Annotated in this window: 14 protein-coding genes; 9 read left to right on the top strand and 5 right to left on the bottom strand. The window is 69.3% G+C overall.

The window, feature by feature from the left end:
- Nucleotides 1-4: 4 nt before the first annotated feature.
- A complete protein-coding gene (locus VEC03_RS08395) occupies nt 5-1,663 on the bottom strand; it encodes an FAD-dependent oxidoreductase (protein ID WP_324914323.1) in 1,659 nt (552 codons plus the stop codon).
- A gap of 198 nt (nt 1,664-1,861) precedes the next feature.
- Here VEC03_RS08395 and VEC03_RS08400 point away from each other — a divergent pair, with 198 nt between their 5' ends.
- Nucleotides 1,862-2,227, top strand: coding sequence for a protocatechuate 4,5-dioxygenase subunit alpha (locus VEC03_RS08400; protein WP_324914324.1), 366 nt, complete (start codon nt 1,862-1,864; stop codon nt 2,225-2,227).
- A gap of 29 nt (nt 2,228-2,256) precedes the next feature.
- Nucleotides 2,257-3,093 carry a class III extradiol dioxygenase family protein gene (locus tag VEC03_RS08405; RefSeq protein ID WP_324914326.1) on the top strand — a complete coding sequence of 279 codons (837 nt, stop codon included), beginning with the start codon at nt 2,257-2,259 and terminating at the stop codon, nt 3,091-3,093.
- A 114-nt stretch (nt 3,094-3,207) separates the two neighbouring features.
- Here VEC03_RS08405 and VEC03_RS08410 read toward each other — a convergent pair whose 3' ends face one another.
- Nucleotides 3,208-3,816, bottom strand: coding sequence for a YqhA family protein (locus tag VEC03_RS08410; protein ID WP_324914328.1), 609 nt, complete (start codon nt 3,814-3,816; stop codon nt 3,208-3,210).
- A gap of 161 nt (nt 3,817-3,977) precedes the next feature.
- On the opposite strand from VEC03_RS08410, the gene acs reads away from it, so the two are divergent.
- The gene (gene acs, locus VEC03_RS08415; protein ID WP_324914329.1) at nt 3,978-5,963 is read left to right on the top strand and encodes an acetate--CoA ligase; all 1,986 of its coding nucleotides are present in this window, start codon (nt 3,978-3,980) and stop codon (nt 5,961-5,963) included.
- Nucleotides 5,964-6,046: 83 nt separating this feature from the next.
- Here acs and VEC03_RS08420 read toward each other — a convergent pair whose 3' ends face one another.
- The gene (locus VEC03_RS08420; protein WP_324914331.1) at nt 6,047-6,352 is read right to left on the bottom strand and encodes a c-type cytochrome; all 306 of its coding nucleotides are present in this window, start codon (nt 6,350-6,352) and stop codon (nt 6,047-6,049) included.
- Between the two features lie 112 nt (nt 6,353-6,464).
- Here VEC03_RS08420 and VEC03_RS08425 point away from each other — a divergent pair, with 112 nt between their 5' ends.
- Complete coding sequence (locus VEC03_RS08425) at nt 6,465-6,707, top strand: TIGR04438 family Trp-rich protein (RefSeq protein WP_324914332.1); 243 nt, start codon at nt 6,465-6,467, stop codon at nt 6,705-6,707.
- 61 nt (nt 6,708-6,768) lie between these two features.
- Here the strand turns inward: VEC03_RS08425 and VEC03_RS08430 are convergent, their stop codons facing one another.
- Both VEC03_RS08430 and ilvD read right to left on the bottom strand, forming a co-directional pair.
- Complete coding sequence (locus VEC03_RS08430; RefSeq protein ID WP_324914333.1) at nt 6,769-8,265, bottom strand: FAD-dependent oxidoreductase; 1,497 nt, start codon at nt 8,263-8,265, stop codon at nt 6,769-6,771.
- Between the two features lie 77 nt (nt 8,266-8,342).
- Nucleotides 8,343-10,040 carry a dihydroxy-acid dehydratase gene (gene ilvD, locus VEC03_RS08435; RefSeq protein ID WP_324914335.1) on the bottom strand — a complete coding sequence of 566 codons (1,698 nt, stop codon included), beginning with the start codon at nt 10,038-10,040 and terminating at the stop codon, nt 8,343-8,345.
- 94 nt (nt 10,041-10,134) lie between these two features.
- Here ilvD and VEC03_RS08440 point away from each other — a divergent pair, with 94 nt between their 5' ends.
- From VEC03_RS08440 to VEC03_RS08460, 5 genes are read left to right on the top strand one after another with little or no spacing between them, the layout of a single operon-like run.
- Complete coding sequence (locus VEC03_RS08440; protein WP_324914336.1) at nt 10,135-11,055, top strand: LysR family transcriptional regulator; 921 nt, start codon at nt 10,135-10,137, stop codon at nt 11,053-11,055.
- Nucleotides 11,056-11,077: 22 nt separating this feature from the next.
- The gene (gene lgt / locus VEC03_RS08445) at nt 11,078-11,908 is read left to right on the top strand and encodes a prolipoprotein diacylglyceryl transferase (RefSeq protein WP_324914337.1); all 831 of its coding nucleotides are present in this window, start codon (nt 11,078-11,080) and stop codon (nt 11,906-11,908) included.
- The gene (locus VEC03_RS08450; RefSeq protein ID WP_324914339.1) at nt 11,905-13,254 is read left to right on the top strand and encodes a malonyl-CoA decarboxylase; all 1,350 of its coding nucleotides are present in this window, start codon (nt 11,905-11,907) and stop codon (nt 13,252-13,254) included. Before lgt ends, VEC03_RS08450 begins: the two co-directional genes overlap by 4 nt.
- 38 nt (nt 13,255-13,292) lie before the next feature.
- Nucleotides 13,293-14,078: an enoyl-CoA hydratase/isomerase family protein gene (locus VEC03_RS08455; RefSeq protein ID WP_324914340.1), complete on the top strand. Its 786-nt coding sequence runs from the start codon at nt 13,293-13,295 to the stop codon at nt 14,076-14,078.
- A 12-nt stretch (nt 14,079-14,090) separates the two neighbouring features.
- The gene (locus tag VEC03_RS08460; protein WP_324914342.1) at nt 14,091-15,611 is read left to right on the top strand and encodes a malonyl-CoA synthase; all 1,521 of its coding nucleotides are present in this window, start codon (nt 14,091-14,093) and stop codon (nt 15,609-15,611) included.
- Nucleotides 15,612-15,621 lie beyond the last annotated feature (10 nt).

Here is a 15,621-nt window from a genome sequence, read left to right on the forward strand (position 1 = left end):
TCCTTCAGTCGTTGCAGGTGGCACGGGCCACGGCGGCGCGCGCGCGGGCGGCGTCGAAGCCGCGCCAGCGGGCCACCACGTGCTGGTCGGGGCGGACCAGGTAGACGGCGCCGTCGCGCGCGTCGTAGCGGCGCGCGGCCAGGCCGGCGGTGTCCTGCGCGACCGTGCAGCCGGGCAGGGCGCCGCCGTCGGGCGTGACGACCAGCGCCGTCACGGGGATCGCGTCCTGCGCCAGTCCGGCCAGCTTGTCGCGCCAGCCCGCCGGCACCGCTTGCGCGGACGGGGCGAACACCAGCAGGCGGAAGCCCTCGCCGACCTGGTCCAGCAGCCAGCCGTCGCGGCCGTCCACGCGCACCGGCGCATCGTCCATGGGCGCGCCCGGGACCATCTGGCCGTCGAAGGCGTCGCCGTCGGGAGTGTTCAGGCGCGATTCGGCCAGGAAGCTGGGCACCGACAGCCGGCCCGAGTTCACCAGCTTGCGCGCGAAGGCGTGCTCGCGCGCCAGGTGCAGCACCGCATTGCGGAAGGTCTTGCTGGCCCGGCTCTTGGGCGTGATGAAGTCGGTGGACCGGGTGGAGTTCAGCAGGTTCTCGTCGGCGGCGTAGACGCGGTCCTGGCTGTAGGTGTCCAGCAGGCGCTCGGGTGCCTGGCCGGCCATCACCAGCCGCAGCTTCCACATCAGGTCGTCGACGTCCTGGAAGCCGGAGTTGGCGCCGCGCGCGCCGAAGGGCGAGACCTGGTGCGCGGCGTCGCCGACGAACAGCACGCGGCCGGCGCGGAAGTCCTTCATGCGGCGGCACTGGAAGGTGTACACGCTGACCCACTCCAGCTCGAAGGGGCGCTCGCCCAGCATGGCCTTCAGGCGCGGGATCACGTTCTCCGGCTTCTTCTCCTGTTCCGGATCGGCGTCCCAGCCCAGCTGGAAGTCGATGCGCCAGACGTTGTCGGCCTGCTTGTGCAGCAGCACCGTCTGGTTCGGGTGGAAGGGCGGGTCGAACCACAGCCAGCGCTCGGCCGGGTACTCGGCCTTCATCACCACGTCGGCGATCAGGAAGCGGTCCATGAAGATGCGGCCGTCCACGTCCAGCCCCAGCATGCGGCGGATCGGGCTGCGGGCGCCGTCGGCGGCCACCAGCCAGTCGGCTTCGATCGCGAACAGGCCGTCGGGCGTCTCCACCTGCAGGCGCACGTGGTCGCTGGCCGGCTGGACCGAGACCACCTTGTGCTTCCAGCGCAGGTCGGTGCCCAGCGCGGTGGCGCGCGCGACCAGCGCCTCCTCCAGGTGGTACTGCTGCAGGTTGATCATCCCGGGGCGCTTGTGGCCCGGCTCGGGCACGAGGTCGAAGCGGTAGACCTCCTCCTCGCCGAAGAAGGTGCGGCCGACGTTCCAGCCCACGCCCTTGTCGACCAGCGGGTCGCCCACGCCGAGCCGGTCCAGGATCTCCAGCGCGCGCTTGGCGTAGCAGACGGCGCGCGAGCCGATCGAGACGCTGTCGTCCTCGTCCAGCAGCAGTACCGGGATGCCCTGCAGGCGGGCGTCGATGGCGGCCGCCAGGCCGACCGGGCCGGCCCCCACCACGACCAGCGGGCGCCGCTGCGGCGGATCGGACCGCAGGTCCGTCGGGGGTTGGTAGGGAAAGCGCGGGTACGCGTAGGTCCCCATGCAGGCGTCTCCTGGTCTTGATCGCACCGCCCGGCGGGTGCGGGTTGCAATTTACTATTGCGAAACGCGTTTCACTAAACGTAATTCCAGATCGCTTGATCTTCGTCAAGGTCCGGGTCCGTTTTGATCTGGATCAGTGTGGTTTCGCCGAGGGGGCGGAATAGTGGGTGGGCCTTTCTTCACAACGAGCGAGACGACATGGACCGATACCCACCCATTCCGGGCACCACGCTGTTCGACGGCGCCCAGGCCCGCAAGGGCTATGCGCTGAACCGCATGTGCTTTTCCTTCAACGAGGCGGCCAACCGCGAGGCCTTCCGCGCCGACGAGGCCGGCTACATGCAGCGCTACGGCCTGAACGGGGAACAGGCCCGCGCGATCCGCGAGCGCGACGTGCTGGGCCTGCTGGCCGAGGGCGGCAACGTCTACTACCTGGCCAAGTTCGCCGGCATCCTGGGCCTGGACGTGCAGGACCTGGGGTCCGCGCAGACCGGCCTGAGCAAGGACGAATTCAAGGCCATGCTGGTGCGGGCCAACGAACAGCCGGACACCCTGGCTTCCTGAAACCACCACCAGTACCCGGAGACAGACACATGGCCAACATCCTCGGTGGCATCACCACCTCGCACGTGCCCGCGATCGGCGGCGCCATCGCCAAGGGCCTGCAGCAGCAGCCCTACTGGAAACCCTTCTTCGACGGCTACGGCCCGGTCCAGCAGTGGCTGGGCGAGGTCAAGCCGGACGTGGCGGTGATCTTCTACAACGACCACGGCCTGAACTTCTTCCTGGACAAGATGCCGACCTTCGCTGTCGGCGCCGCGCCCGAGTACCGCAACGCCGACGAGGGCTGGGGCATCCCCACGCTGCCGCCGTTCCGCGGCGAGCTGGACCTGTCCTGGCACCTGATCGAGCACCTGGTCGCGCGCGACTTCGACATCACCACCTGCCAGGAAATGCTGGTGGACCATGCCATCACGCTGCCGCTCAAGCTGTTCTGGCCGGAGGGCACCTGCCCGGTGACCATCGTGCCGGTGTGCATCAACACCGTGCAGCACCCGCTGCCCTCGGCCAGGCGCTGCTACGCGCTTGGGCAGGCGGTGGGCGAGGCGATCCGCTCCTGGGACAGCGACCGGCGCGTGGTCGTCGTCGGCACGGGCGGCCTGTCGCACCAGCTCGATGGCCCGCGCGCCGGCTTCATCAACAAGCCGTTCGACCTGAAGTTCATGGACAGCATGGTCAACGAGCCGGAGTGGGCCACGCAGTTCAGCGTGCACGAGCTGGTGGAGAAGACCGGCACCCAGGGCATCGAACTGCTGATGTGGATTGCCGCGCGTGGCGCCCTGTCGGGGCCCGTGCGCAAGGTGCATTCGAACTACCACATCCCGATCTCGAACACCGCGGCGGGGCTGCTGGCGCTGGAGGCGGTTTAGCAAGCACCCGGGGCCATGCCCCGGGTTTCTTCGCGAGGACGACGCTCCGCGCCGGACTGGATCCTCCGCCTGCGCGGATGATGACCCGATCAATCCAAGCGGCGGGATGCCCGCTCAGTGGTGCGCGCTGGCCGCGGCCGCGTTGGCCATGATCTTGTCGGTGTAGGCGATCGCCATCGCCGACAGCAGGAAGGTGATGTGGATCGCCGTCTGCGCGATCAGCACGCGGTCGGTGTAGTTGTCCGCGTTGATGAAGGTCTTGAGCAGGTGGATCGAGCTGATGCCGATGATGGCGGTGGCCAGCTTCACCTTCAGCACCGAGGCATTCACGTGGCTCAGCCACTCCGGCTGGTCCGGGTGCCCTTCCAGGTTCATGCGGCTGACGAAGGTCTCGTACCCGCCCACGATCACCATGATCAGCAGGTTGGAGATCATGACCACGTCGATCAGTGCCAGCACCACCAGCATGATCACGGTCTCGTTCAGCGAGGTGATGGGCGCCGAGGTCTTGTAGCCGATGCTGCCGACCAGCTTGTCCAGCGCGTCCTGGTTGCCCCAGGCGGCTTCCAGCAGGTGCACCAGTTCCACCCAGAAGTGAAAGACGTAGACCGCCTGCGCGGCGATCAGTCCCAGGTACAGGGGCAGCTGCAGCCAGCGGCTGGCGAAGATCAGGTTGGGCAGGGGACGCAGGGGACCGCTCCGGAGCGGGTTGTCGTGGGGCATTGAGTCTTTTGGGTGATGCGAAAGGCCGGGCGGCATTGTAGTTTTGCCCCATGACAGGACCGTGGGTTCCCGGTAACTTGTAAGCTTGCGACAGTCAGTGACCTGTAAGTGGTCCGTCTGACAGTGCCCGCCATCTTTCAACCCCATCCGGAGACAAGAGCATGAGCGCCATCGAATCGGTCCTCGTCGAGAACCGCGTTTTCCCCCCGTCCGAAGCGTCGATGCGCGGCGCCCGCATCTCCGGCATGGCCGCCTACGAGGCGATGTGCAAGCAGGCCGAGCAGGATTTCGAGGGCTTCTGGGCCAAGCTGGCGCGCGACAACCTGGTGTGGACCAAGCCGTTCACCAAGACGCTGAACGAGTCGGAAGCCCCCTTCTACAAGTGGTTCGAGGACGGCGAGCTCAACGCCAGCGCCAACTGCCTGGACAAGCACGTGGGCACGCCGGTGGAGAACAAGACCGCGGTCATCTTTGAGGCCGACGACGGCACGGTCACCAAGTACACCTACAAGGACCTGCTGCTGCGCGTCAGCCGCTTCGCCAACGCACTGAAGGCCCAGGGCATCCAGAAGGGCGACCGGGTGCTGATCTACATGCCGATGACGGTGGAGGGCCTGGTCGCCATGCAGGCCTGCGCCCGCATCGGCGCCACCCACAGCGTGGTGTTCGGCGGCTTCTCGGCCAAGGCGGTGAACGAGCGCATCATCGACGCCGGCGCGGTGGCCGTGATCACCGCCAACTACCAGATGCGCGGCGGCAAGGAGATGCCGCTCAAGGCCATCGTCGACGAAGGCCTCGCCATGGGCGGCTGCGACACCATCCGTTCGGTGATGGTCTACATGCGCACGCCCACGGCCTGCAACATGGTCGCCGGGCGCGACAAGACCTTCGAGGAGGTGCTCAAGGGCCAGCCCGACCAGTGCGAGCCGGTGCCGGTGGGCGCCGAGCACCCGCTGTTCGTGCTCTACACCTCCGGTTCGACCGGCAAGCCCAAGGGCGTACAGCACGCCACCGGCGGCTTCGTGCTGTGGGCCAAGCTCACCATGGACTGGGTGTTCGACATCCGGCCCGAGGACGTGTTCTGGTGCACCGCCGACATCGGCTGGGTCACCGGCCACAGCTACGGGGTCTACGGCCCGCTGGCGGCCGGCTGCACCCAGGTGATGTTCGAGGGCATCCCGACCTGGCCGAACGCCGGCCGCTTCTGGCAGATGATCGAGCGCCACAAGGTCAGCGTGTTCTACACGGCGCCCACTGCCATCCGCTCGCTGATCAAGGCCGCCGAGAGCGACGAGAAGGTCCACCCGAAGAACTGGGACCTGTCCTCGCTGCGCATCCTGGGCAGCGTGGGCGAGCCGATCAACCCGGAAGCCTGGATGTGGTACTACCGGAACGTCGGTGGCGAGCGCTGCCCGGTGGTCGACACCTGGTGGCAGACCGAGACCGGCGGCCACGTCATCACGCCGCTGCCGGGTGCCACGCCGCTGGTGCCGGGGTCCTGCACGCTGCCGCTGCCGGGCATCATGGCCGCCATCGTGGACGAGACCGGCAAGGAGCTGCCCAACGGCTCGGGCGGCATGCTGGTGATCAAGCGGCCTTGGCCGGCCATGATCCGCACCATCTGGGGCGACCCGGACCGCTTCCGCAAGACCTACTTCCCCGAGGAGATGGGCGGCCGCACCTACCTGGCCGGCGACGGCGCGGTGCGCGACAAGGAACGCGGCTACTTCCGCGTCACCGGCCGCATCGACGACGTGCTGAACGTGTCGGGGCACCGGCTGGGGACCATGGAAGTCGAATCGGCGCTGGTCGCCAAGACCGACCTGGTGGCCGAAGCGGCCGTGGTGGCGCGCCCCGACGAGCTGACCGGCGAGGCGATCTGCGCCTTCGTCGTGCTCAAGCGGCCGCGCCCGAAGGGCGAGGAGGCCAGGCAGATCGCCAACGAGCTGCGCAACTGGGTGGCCAAGGAGATCGGCCCGATCGCCAAGCCCAAGGACATCCGCTTCGGCGAGAACCTGCCCAAGACCCGCAGCGGCAAGATCATGCGCCGCCTGCTGCGCTCGATCGCAAAGGGCGAGGCGATCACGCAGGACACGACGACGCTTGAGAACCCGGCGATCTTGGAGCAGTTGGCGGAGAAGAACTGACGAGGGATCGGCGAGCGGGGGCGAGATGAGCCCCAACGAGAAAGGCCCGCTTCCGCGGGCCTTTCTCATGGCGTTCGATCGGCTTATTTCAGCGTCAGCACCCACGCTGCCAGCTTCTTGGCTTCGGCATCGCTGACCTGGGTGTTGGCCGGCATCGGGACCGGGCCCCACACGCCGGAGCCGCCCTTCTGGATCTTGACGGCGAGCTTGTCGACGGCGTCCTTCTGGCCCGCGTACTTGTTGGCGACGTCCTTGTACGACGGGCCGACCAGCTTCTTGTCCACCGCGTGGCAGGCCATGCAGTTCTTGGCCTGGGCCAGCGCCTGGTCGGCGAAGGCCGGACCGGCCACGGCGACCGTGGCAGCAAGGGCGAACAGGACACGTTTCATGGGAGCGATCCTCTATGGTTGGGTTACAGTGCTCAACGTCATTGTACCGACCGCGGTTGACCCGGCTGACCTGGGGACCGCGGCGAAATGCGGGTTATTGCGGAGAGATGTGATGCTGTTCCTCGGTCTCGGGATCCTGCTGGCGGCCATGAAGTATCTGGCGATCGGCCCGGTGGCCGAATGGGAGTGGTGGGTGGTGCTGGCGCCGTTCGGCCTTGCGGTCCTCTGGTGGGCCTGGGCCGACTGGTCGGGCTACACCAAGAAGAAGGCCGTGCAGAAGGAAAACGAGAAGCGCCAGGCCCGCATCGACAAGAGCCGCGCCGCGATGGGCATGGCGCCGCGCAAGAAGCGCTGAGCGCGCCCGTCTTCGGACCGGATCATCCGCGCCGGCTCTCCACCGGCGCAGTTCCGCCGCCTCAGCCCAGCGCCACCGGCCTGCGCGCCAGCGGTGCCAGCGCAGGACCCTCGATCACCGTGCCGTCCGGCCTGAACCGGCTGCCGTGGCAGGGGCAGTCCCAGCTGGTCTCCACGCTGTTCCAGTGCACCTTGCAGCCCATGTGCGTGCACACGGGCGAGACGGCGAACAGCTCGCCGTCGGGGGCGCGCCAGGCGGCCACGGTTTCGCCTTCCGCTTCCACGATGGCGCTGTCGCCGGGCGCCAGGCTGGCCAGGTGTTCCTGCTGGCCGCGGGTGAGGTAGCCCTCCACCAGCGACCGCACGGTGGTCGCGTTCTCCTCCAGCAGGGCCTTGGCGCCCTTGGCCGGCGTGAAGCGACCCGGCGCGCAGCGATCGATGAAGGCATCGCCACGCCCCGCCAGCTGGCCCGCGATGCCGATCGCGGCGACCGTTCCCCAGGTCAGTCCGTCGGTGGCGAAGCCGCTGGCGATGAAGCAGCCCGAGCGGTCGCGCCCGATGTAGGGCAGTCCGTCGTGCGACCGGTAGTTCTGGGCCGACCAGCGATGGACCGCCTGGCCCGGGCTGAGGTAGCTGTTGGCCATGGCCTCGACGGCCATCAGGGCCGCCTTGGCGTTGTGGGTGCCGACCTTGTGCTCCGGCCCCACCGCCACCAGGTAGCGGTGGCCCTCGTGTTCGTGCATGCGGATCGACAGGCTCTCGTCGCCCTGCCACCAGAAGATGCCGGCCCCGTGGTCCACTTCGCCCGCCTCGAAGGCGACCGCGTATTCGCGGTGCACCGGCATCTCGGCATGGACGAGGTGCACGCCCTTGGGCGAATGCGTGGCCAGCACGATCTCGGCGGCCTTGACCGAGCCGTCGGCGGTCCTGGCCGTGCGCGCCTGGGTGTCCAGTTCCAGCACGCGCGACTGCTCGTGCACCGCGGCACCCGCCTTGGCCGCGCGCGCCGCCAGCCCGCGCACGTAGGCCTGCGGCTGGAACTGCGCCTGGTCCGGCAGCAGCAGCACCGATCCGGACGGCGGCGGCAGTCCGCCGGGCACCGAGTCCTCCATGCGCACGGCGCAGCCCGCGTCGGACAGTGCCCGGTACTCCTTCTCGATGGCGGCGTGGTCCTGCGCGAAGCGCCCATACCGGTAGTGGCCGCAGCGGGTGAACGCGGCCGCCGGCAGCTCCCGGCACTGCCGCTCGATGAAGTCGATGGCGGCGCCGCGCTGGCGGACCACCTCGCGGGCAACCGACTTGTCCCAGGCGGACGCGATGGCGGCCAGCCCCAGGCTGGTGGTGACGTAGAGATTGCCGGTCGAGTGGCCGGTCGCGCCGCTGCCGATCCCGCCGGCCTCCAGCAACACGACCTTGCGCCCTTGTTCGGCCAGCAGCAGCGCCGTGGTCACCCCGGTGATGCCGCCGCCCACCACCAGGACGTCGCATGACTGGTTGCCCTGCAGCTTCGCGAAGCCGGGTCCGGGCGCGGTCGCGCGCCACACCGAGGTGGTGTCCATGGAGGTCTCCTGTGGGGAGCCCCCATGCTAGGAAGCGGTCGCGCGCCCCCGTGTAGGACGGCGGCGACGAACGCCGATCAGAAGTTGTCCAGCACCGCGCCCTTGCTCGCGCTCGAGGCGTTGAACGCGAACTTGGCCTGCACGCCGCGCGTGTAGCGCGGTGCCGGGGCCTTCCACGCGGCGCGGCGCTTGGCCAGCTCCTCGTCGGACACGTTCACCTGCAGCAGCAACTGGCGCGCGTCGATGGTGATGGAGTCGCCCTCCTGCACCAGCGCGATGTTGCCGCCCGCCGCCGCTTCCGGCGCCACGTGGCCGACCACCATGCCCCAGGTGCCGCCGGAGAAGCGGCCGTCGGTGATCAGGCCCACGCTCTCGCCCAGGCCGGCGCCGATCAGCGCGCCGGTGGGTGCCAGCATCTCCGGCATGCCGGGGCCGCCCTTGGGCCCCAGGTAGCGCAGCACCATCACGTCGCCGGCCTTGATCTTGCCGTCCAGGATGGCCTTGAGCGCCGACTGCTCGTCGTCGAACACGCGGGCCGGCCCGGTGATCACCGGGTTCTTCAGCCCGGTGATCTTGGCCACCGAGCCCTCGGGCGACAGGTTGCCCTTGAGGATGGCCAGGTGGCCCTGCTTGTACAGCGCCTTGTCGATGGGACGGATCACGCTTTGGTCGGCGCGCGGCTGGTCAGGGACGTCCTTCAGCACCTCGGCGATGGTCTGGCCGGTGATCGTGATGCAGTCGCCGTGCAGCAGGCCGGCGTTGAGCAGGATCTTCATCACCTGCGGGATGCCGCCGGCCTGGTGCAGGTCGACCGCCAGGTACTGGCCCGAGGGCTTGAGGTCGCAGATCACCGGCGTCTTCTGGCGCACCCGCTCGAAGTCGTCGATGGTCCACTCGACGCCGGCCGCATGCGCAATGGCCAGGAAGTGCAGCACCGCGTTGGTGGAGCCGCCGATCGCCATGATCACCGCCACCGCGTTCTCGATCGACTTGCGGGTGACGATGTCGCGCGGCTTGATGTCCTTCCTGATCGCCTCGATCAGCACCTTCGCCGATTCCCTGGCCGAGTTCTGCTTCTCGTCGTGCGGGTTGGCCATCGTGGACGACCAGGGCAGGGAGATGCCCAGCGCCTCGAAGGCCGACGACATGGTGTTGGCGGTGTACATGCCGCCGCACGAGCCGGTGCCGGGAATTGCGTGCTGCTCGATGCAGGTCAGCTCCTCGTCGCTGATCTTGCCGGCGGCGTTCTGGCCCACCGCCTCGAACACGCTGACGATGTTCAGGTCCTGGCCCTTCCACTTGCCGGGCAGGATGGTGCCGCCGTAGACGTAGATGGCGGGCACGTTGGCGCGCAGCATGCCCATCAGGCCGCCGGGCATGTTCTTGTCGCAGCCGCCGATGACGACCACGCCGTCCATCCACTGGCCCTGCACGCAGGTTTCCACGCAATCGGCGATGACCTCGCGGCTGACCAGCGAGTACTTCATGCCCTCGGTGCCCATGGCCATGCCGTCGCTGATGGTCGGCGTGCCGAACACCTGCGCGTTGCCGCCGGCTTCCTCGATGCCGGCGATGGCCGCGTCGGCCAGCTTCTGCAGGCCGCTGTTGCAGGGGGTGATGGTGCTGTGCCCGTTGGCCACGCCGACCATCGGCTTGCCGAAGTCGGAGGGCTGGTAGCCCATGCCGTAGTACATGGAGCGGTTGGGCGCGCGGGACTTGCCCTGGGTGATGTTGTCGCTGCGCAGGTGCAGGCGGATCGGTTGCTCGGTGGCCATGGGATCTCCGGAAAGGGAAGGCAGCCGGCAAGTATGCGGCGGCCCGGTGATTGCTTCCAATCCATTTTCGATGGCTGATTGATATGCTCTGCATATGAAAGAGCCCCCCATCGAGCTGCGGCTGTGGCGCCAGTTCGTTGCCGTCGCCGAGACGCTGCACTTCGGCCGCGCCGCCGCCCGCCTGCACATGACGCAGCCGCCGCTCACCCAGGCGATCGCGCAGCTCGAGCGCCTGCTGGGCGTTCGCCTGTTCGACCGCACGCGGCGCAGCGTGCAGCTCACCGAGGCCGGCGAGGCGCTGCTGCCCCAGGCCGTCGCGCTGCTCGAGCGGGCGCGCGCTCTGCCGGCCGTGGCGCGCGCGGCCGCCGAGGGCGAGGCCGGCCACCTGCGCCTTGCCTTCGTCTCCACCGTCGGCTTCACCTTCCTGCCCCGCTGGGTGCAGGCCTGGCACGCCGGGCATCCGCGCATCCGGCTCGACCTGGTCGAGGCCACCGCCGACGTGCAGTTGCCCGCCATGGCGAGCGGCGAGGTGGACGCCGGCTTCCTGCTGCACTCGCCGGGGTTCGCGCCGGCCGGCCTGGACCACCTGCGCATCGCGCAGGAGCCGCTGGTGCTGGCCATCCCCGAGCAGCACCCGCTGGCTGCGGCGCGCAGCCTGCCGCTGGCGCGCGTGCTGGCCGAGCCGCTGGTGCTGTTCCCCCGCCGCATCCTGCCTTCGCTACACGACGCGCTGTTCGGCCTGTACCACGCCGCGGGGCGGGAGCCGGAGGTGGCGCAGGAGGCGATCCAGATGCAGACCATTGTCAACCTGGTCTCGGCCGGACTGGGGCTGGCCTGGGTGCCCGAGAGCGTGCGCCAGTTCCAGCGCGCCGGCGTGGTCTATCGCGCCATCGGCGGCGCCGCCGCGCGCCAGGTGCCGCGCTGCGAGACCAGCCTGGTGTGGCGCCCGGCGCCCGGCGCGGCACTGTCGCGCTTCATCGCGTTCGCACGCGGGCAGGTGGCCGCGGGCGGGTGAGGGCAGCGGGCACAATGCCCGCATGCTGATGTACCCGAAGATCGACCCGATCGCCTTGCAGATCGGTCCGCTCGCCGTGCACTGGTACGGCCTGACCTACCTGGCCGCCTTCGCCCTGTTCTACTGGCTGGCCACGCGGCGGCTGAAGCACGAACCCTTCGCCTCGGTGCAGGGCCGGGGTGCCTGGAGCCGGCGCGACGTCGAGGACGCGCTGTTCCTGGGGGTGGTGGGCGTGATCGCCGGCGGGCGCCTGGGCTACTGCCTGTTCTACAAGCCGGCGTACTACGCGACCCACCCGCTGGAGATCTTCTTCATCTGGCAGGGCGGCATGAGCTTCCACGGCGGCATGCTGGGCGTGATCGCATCGCAGTGGTGGTTCGCGCGCACGCGCGGCAAGCCGTTCTGGCAGGTGATGGACTTCGTCGCGCCCTGCGTTCCGCTGGGGCTGGCGGCCGGCCGCGTCGGCAACTTCATCAACGGCGAGCTGTGGGGCCGCTTCGCCGACCCCTCGCTGCCCTGGGGCATGGTGTTCCCGCACAGCGGCTCGATGGCGCCGCGGCATCCGTCGCAGGTCTACCAGTTCCTGCTGGAAGGGGTGCTGCTGTTCGTGCTGCTGTGGCTGTACGCCCGCAAGCCGCGGCGCGAGGCCCAGGTCTCGGCCATGTTCCTGGTCGGCTACGGCGTGTTCCGCTTCATCGCCGAATTCTTCCGCGAGCCCGACGCCTACCTGATGTGGCTGAAGGACCAGACCGGCCTGAGCATGGGCCAGTGGCTGTGCGTGCCGATGATCGCCTTCGGCATCGCGCTGTGGCTGTGGGCGCAGCGGCGCCCGCGTGCCGGGGTGGCGGCATGAAGGCGGGAGACTGGATCAGCCGCGGCATGGCGGCGTTGCGCCCCCAGCTGGACACGCCGGCGCCGGCCTCTGCCGTGGCCCCCCGCTCGACCAGCGAGCGCCTGAAGGCGACCTTGCGACGGGGCCCCGAGGCGCTGTCGCCGCGCGCGTTGCGCCGCATCCTGTCCGAACTCCAGGCCGTTGTCGATCCGCGCGTGAGCGAGGTGGAGGGCGCCCGGCTGGCCCATGCGTTCGCCGACTGGTACGCCAGTGCCAAGGCGGAGGAACGGCGCGATTGCTGGCTGCTGATGAGCGAGCAGTTCGCACCCGATGCGGCCGAGGTCAAGGCAGCGCGCGAGCAGTACGAGGCGGCGATCGGTACCGCCGAGGAAGCCCAGGCCGAGATCCGGCTGCGGCGGGCCTTCATGTCGCCGCGCACCCGCCTGCTGCAGCGCTTCGCCGGCTATCCGGACGGCATGCGCTTCCTGGTGGACCTGCGGGCCGAGCTGCTGCCGCAACTGAAGTCGGACCGCCGCCTGCTGGCCCTGGACGCGGAGCTGGAGGGCCTGTTCTCGACCTGGTTCGACGTCGGCTTCCTGGAACTGCAGCGCATCAGCTGGGATTCGCCCGCCTCGCTGGTGGAAAAGCTGATCCAGTACGAGGCGGTGCACGACATCCGCAGCTGGGCCGACGTGAAGAACCGCCTGGACAGCGACCGGCGCTGCTACGGGTTCTTCCACCCGCGCCTGCCGGGCGAGCCGCTGATCTTCGTCGAGGTGGCGCTGATGGACCGCATGGCCGACAGCATCACGCCGCTGCTGGACGAAGCCGGGCCGGCTTCGGACACGGCGCGCGCCAGCACGGCGATCTTCTATTCGATCAGCAGCACGCAGCGCGGCCTGAAGGGCGTGAGCTTCGGCGACTCCCTGATCAAGCGCGTGGTTGAGACCCTGAAGGCCGAGTTCCCCCGGCTCAAGACCTTCGCCACCCTGTCGCCCATTCCGACCCTGCGCAGCTGGATGAACAAGCGCGCGCCGGCCGAACTGCTGGCGGCGCTGGACGATCCGCTGTCGCTGGGCCCCAAGTCGCCGCATCGGGCGCAACTGCTCGCCTGGGCCGCGCGCTACCTGGCGCGCGAAACGGACCAGGGCCGGCCCTGCGACCCGGTCGCGCGCTTCCACCTGGGCAACGGCGCCCGCGTGGAGCGCCTCAACTGGGGTGCCGATCCCTCGCCCAAGGGGCTGAAGCAGTCGTTCGGGCTGATGGTGAACTACCTGTACGACCTCAAGCGCCTGGACAAGCACCGGGCCATGCTGGCGCGGGGAGAAATCCCGATAGCCGGGGCCATCGAGGACCTGTACGGTTGAGTTTCCAGGTTCACGACCGCGCATCGCTTTCCCCAGACATGCCAGGACAGGTTCGGCTCGACTCCCAGGGCCCGGTCGCCCGGGTGCTGCTGTCGCATCCCGGCAAGCTCAACGCCATGTCGCGTGCCATGTGGCGGGAGCTGCGTGCCGTCTTCCGGCAGCTGCAGACCGACGCCGCCGTGCGCTGCGTGGTGGTGCAGGGCGAGGGCTCTGCCTTCTGCGCCGGCGGCGACATCTCGGAGTACGCCGACTTCCGTTTCGACGAAGCCTCGCTGCGCGACTTCCACGAGCAGGACGTCTGGGGCGCGTTGCAGGCCATGCTGGACTGCGACGCGCCGGTCCTCGCTTGCATCGCGGGCGCCTGCATGGGCGCGGGCATGGAGATCGCCAGCTGCTGCGACATCCGCCTCGCCGCGGCCGACGCCAGCTTCGGCGCGCCGATCGCGCGGCTCGGGTTCCCGATGGCCCCGCGCGAGGCAGACCTGGTCGCCCGCGCCGCAGGCGAGGGCACGGCGCGCCAGATGCTGCTCGAGGCGGCGGTGCTGGACGCGGCGGAGATGAAGGCGCGCGGGTTCCTGCAGCACCTGGTCGCGCCCGCCGAACTGGCGGCGCGCTGCGATGACCTGGCGGGGCGCATAGCCTCGCTGGCGCCGCAGGCCGCGCGCCTGAACAAGCGCACCCTGCGCGCCCTGCGCGAGCAGCAGGATCCGGCACGCGCCGGCGCGGCCGCCGCCGAACTCGCCGCCGCCTACCGCTATGCACCGGCCGCCGAACACCGCGAGGGCGTGGCGGCCTTCCTGGAGAAGCGCAAGCCCCGTTTCTGAGCCGACGATCCCATGAGCAACGACAACCTCTTCGCCGCCCTCCGCGCGGCCTTCCCGAAAGACCTGGACACCATCGCCGTCGAGACCGAGGACGAGCTGGCCTACAGCTGGCGCGACCTGGACCGCGGCACGGCCATGATCGCCAACCTGCTGGCCTCGCTGCAGCTGCCCGAGGGTTCGCGCATCGCGGTGCAGGTGGAGAAGTCGGTCGAGGCCATGATGCTGTACCTGGCCACGCTGCGGGCCGGCTACGTGTTCCTGCCGCTGAACACGGCCTACCAGAGCGCCGAGATCGAGTACTTCATCGGCAACGCCGAACCGGCCGTGGTGGTCTGCACGCCGAAGAACTTCGGCTGGGTCAGCAAGATCGCCTTCAAGGCCGGCACCCGCAACGTCTTCACGCTCGGCGACGACCGCACCGGTTCGCTGCTGGACCGCGCTGCCCAGCACCCGGACCGGCACGAGCCGGCCACCCGGCGAGCCGACGACCTGGCGGCCATCATCTACACCAGCGGCACCACCGGCCGCAGCAAGGGCGCGATGCTCACGCATGGCAACCTGCTGTCCAACGCGCAGGTGCTCAAGGACTACTGGGGCTGGATGCCGGGCGACGTGCTGGTGCACGCGCTGCCGATCTTCCACGTGCACGGCCTGTTCGTCGCCATCCACGGCGCGCTGCTCAACGGCAGCCGCATGATCTGGTTCGCGAAGTTCGACCCGAAGAAGGTGATCGCCGTGCTGCCGCGCGCCAGCGTGTTCATGGGCGTGCCGACGCTGTACGTGCGCATGCTGGCCGAGCCCGCACTCGACCGAACGGCGGTGCGCAACATGCGGCTGTTCATCTCCGGCTCCGCGCCGCTGCTGATCGAAACCTTCAACGCCTGGCGCGAGCGCACCGGCCACACCATCCTGGAGCGCTACGGCATGAGCGAGACCATCATGCTGACCTCCAATCCCTATGAGGGCGGCGAACGGCGCGGCGGCACGGTGGGCTTCCCGCTCCCGGGCGTGGGCCTGCGCGTGGTGGGCGACGACGGAGCGGAAGTGGCCACCGGCGAGATCGGCGGCATCCAGGTGCGCGGTCCCAACGTGTTCAAGGGGTACTGGCGCATGCCGGAGAAGACCGCCGAGGAATTCACCGCCGACGGCTGGTTCAGGACGGGCGACGTGGGCCGCATCGACGAGCGCGGCTACGTCACCATCGTCGGCCGCAGCAAGGACCTGATCATCAGCGGCGGCTACAACGTCTATCCGGCCGAGGTCGAGGGCTTCATGAACGAGCTGCCCGGCATCGCGGAAAGTGCGCTGGTCGGCGTGCCGCACCCGGATTTCGGCGAGGTCGGCGTGGCCGTGGTGATCCCCCGGGACGGTGCGCAGCTGGACCCCGACGGGATCATCGCCACCCTGAAGGCCCAGCTGGCGAACTTCAAGATCCCCAAGCGCTGCTTCGTGGCCGACGCGCTGCCGCGCAACACCATGGGCAAGGTCCAGAAGAACCTGCTGCGGGAGCAGTACAAGGGGTTGTTCTCGTAAGCGGTGGGGC

This window comes from Ramlibacter sp., assembly GCF_035627355.1.
Lineage (GTDB): Bacteria > Pseudomonadota > Gammaproteobacteria > Burkholderiales > Burkholderiaceae_C > Ramlibacter.

Coding starts and splice junctions, on each gene's coding strand:
- VEC03_RS08460 (WP_324914342.1), top strand. CDS start 14,091: ATGAGCAACGACAACCTCTTCGCCGCCCTCCGCGCGGCCTTCCCGAAA.
- VEC03_RS08425 (WP_324914332.1), top strand. CDS start 6,465: ATGCTGTTCCTCGGTCTCGGGATCCTGCTGGCGGCCATGAAGTATCTG.
- VEC03_RS08420 (WP_324914331.1), bottom strand. CDS start 6,352: ATGAAACGTGTCCTGTTCGCCCTTGCTGCCACGGTCGCCGTGGCCGGT.
- VEC03_RS08400 (WP_324914324.1), top strand. CDS start 1,862: ATGGACCGATACCCACCCATTCCGGGCACCACGCTGTTCGACGGCGCC.
- VEC03_RS08430 (WP_324914333.1), bottom strand. CDS start 8,265: ATGGACACCACCTCGGTGTGGCGCGCGACCGCGCCCGGACCCGGCTTC.
- lgt (WP_324914337.1), top strand. CDS start 11,078: ATGCTGATGTACCCGAAGATCGACCCGATCGCCTTGCAGATCGGTCCG.
- VEC03_RS08455 (WP_324914340.1), top strand. CDS start 13,293: ATGCCAGGACAGGTTCGGCTCGACTCCCAGGGCCCGGTCGCCCGGGTG.
- ilvD (WP_324914335.1), bottom strand. CDS start 10,040: ATGGCCACCGAGCAACCGATCCGCCTGCACCTGCGCAGCGACAACATC.
- VEC03_RS08440 (WP_324914336.1), top strand. CDS start 10,135: ATGAAAGAGCCCCCCATCGAGCTGCGGCTGTGGCGCCAGTTCGTTGCC.
- VEC03_RS08450 (WP_324914339.1), top strand. CDS start 11,905: ATGAAGGCGGGAGACTGGATCAGCCGCGGCATGGCGGCGTTGCGCCCC.
- VEC03_RS08410 (WP_324914328.1), bottom strand. CDS start 3,816: ATGCCCCACGACAACCCGCTCCGGAGCGGTCCCCTGCGTCCCCTGCCC.
- VEC03_RS08395 (WP_324914323.1), bottom strand. CDS start 1,663: ATGGGGACCTACGCGTACCCGCGCTTTCCCTACCAACCCCCGACGGAC.
- VEC03_RS08405 (WP_324914326.1), top strand. CDS start 2,257: ATGGCCAACATCCTCGGTGGCATCACCACCTCGCACGTGCCCGCGATC.
- acs (WP_324914329.1), top strand. CDS start 3,978: ATGAGCGCCATCGAATCGGTCCTCGTCGAGAACCGCGTTTTCCCCCCG.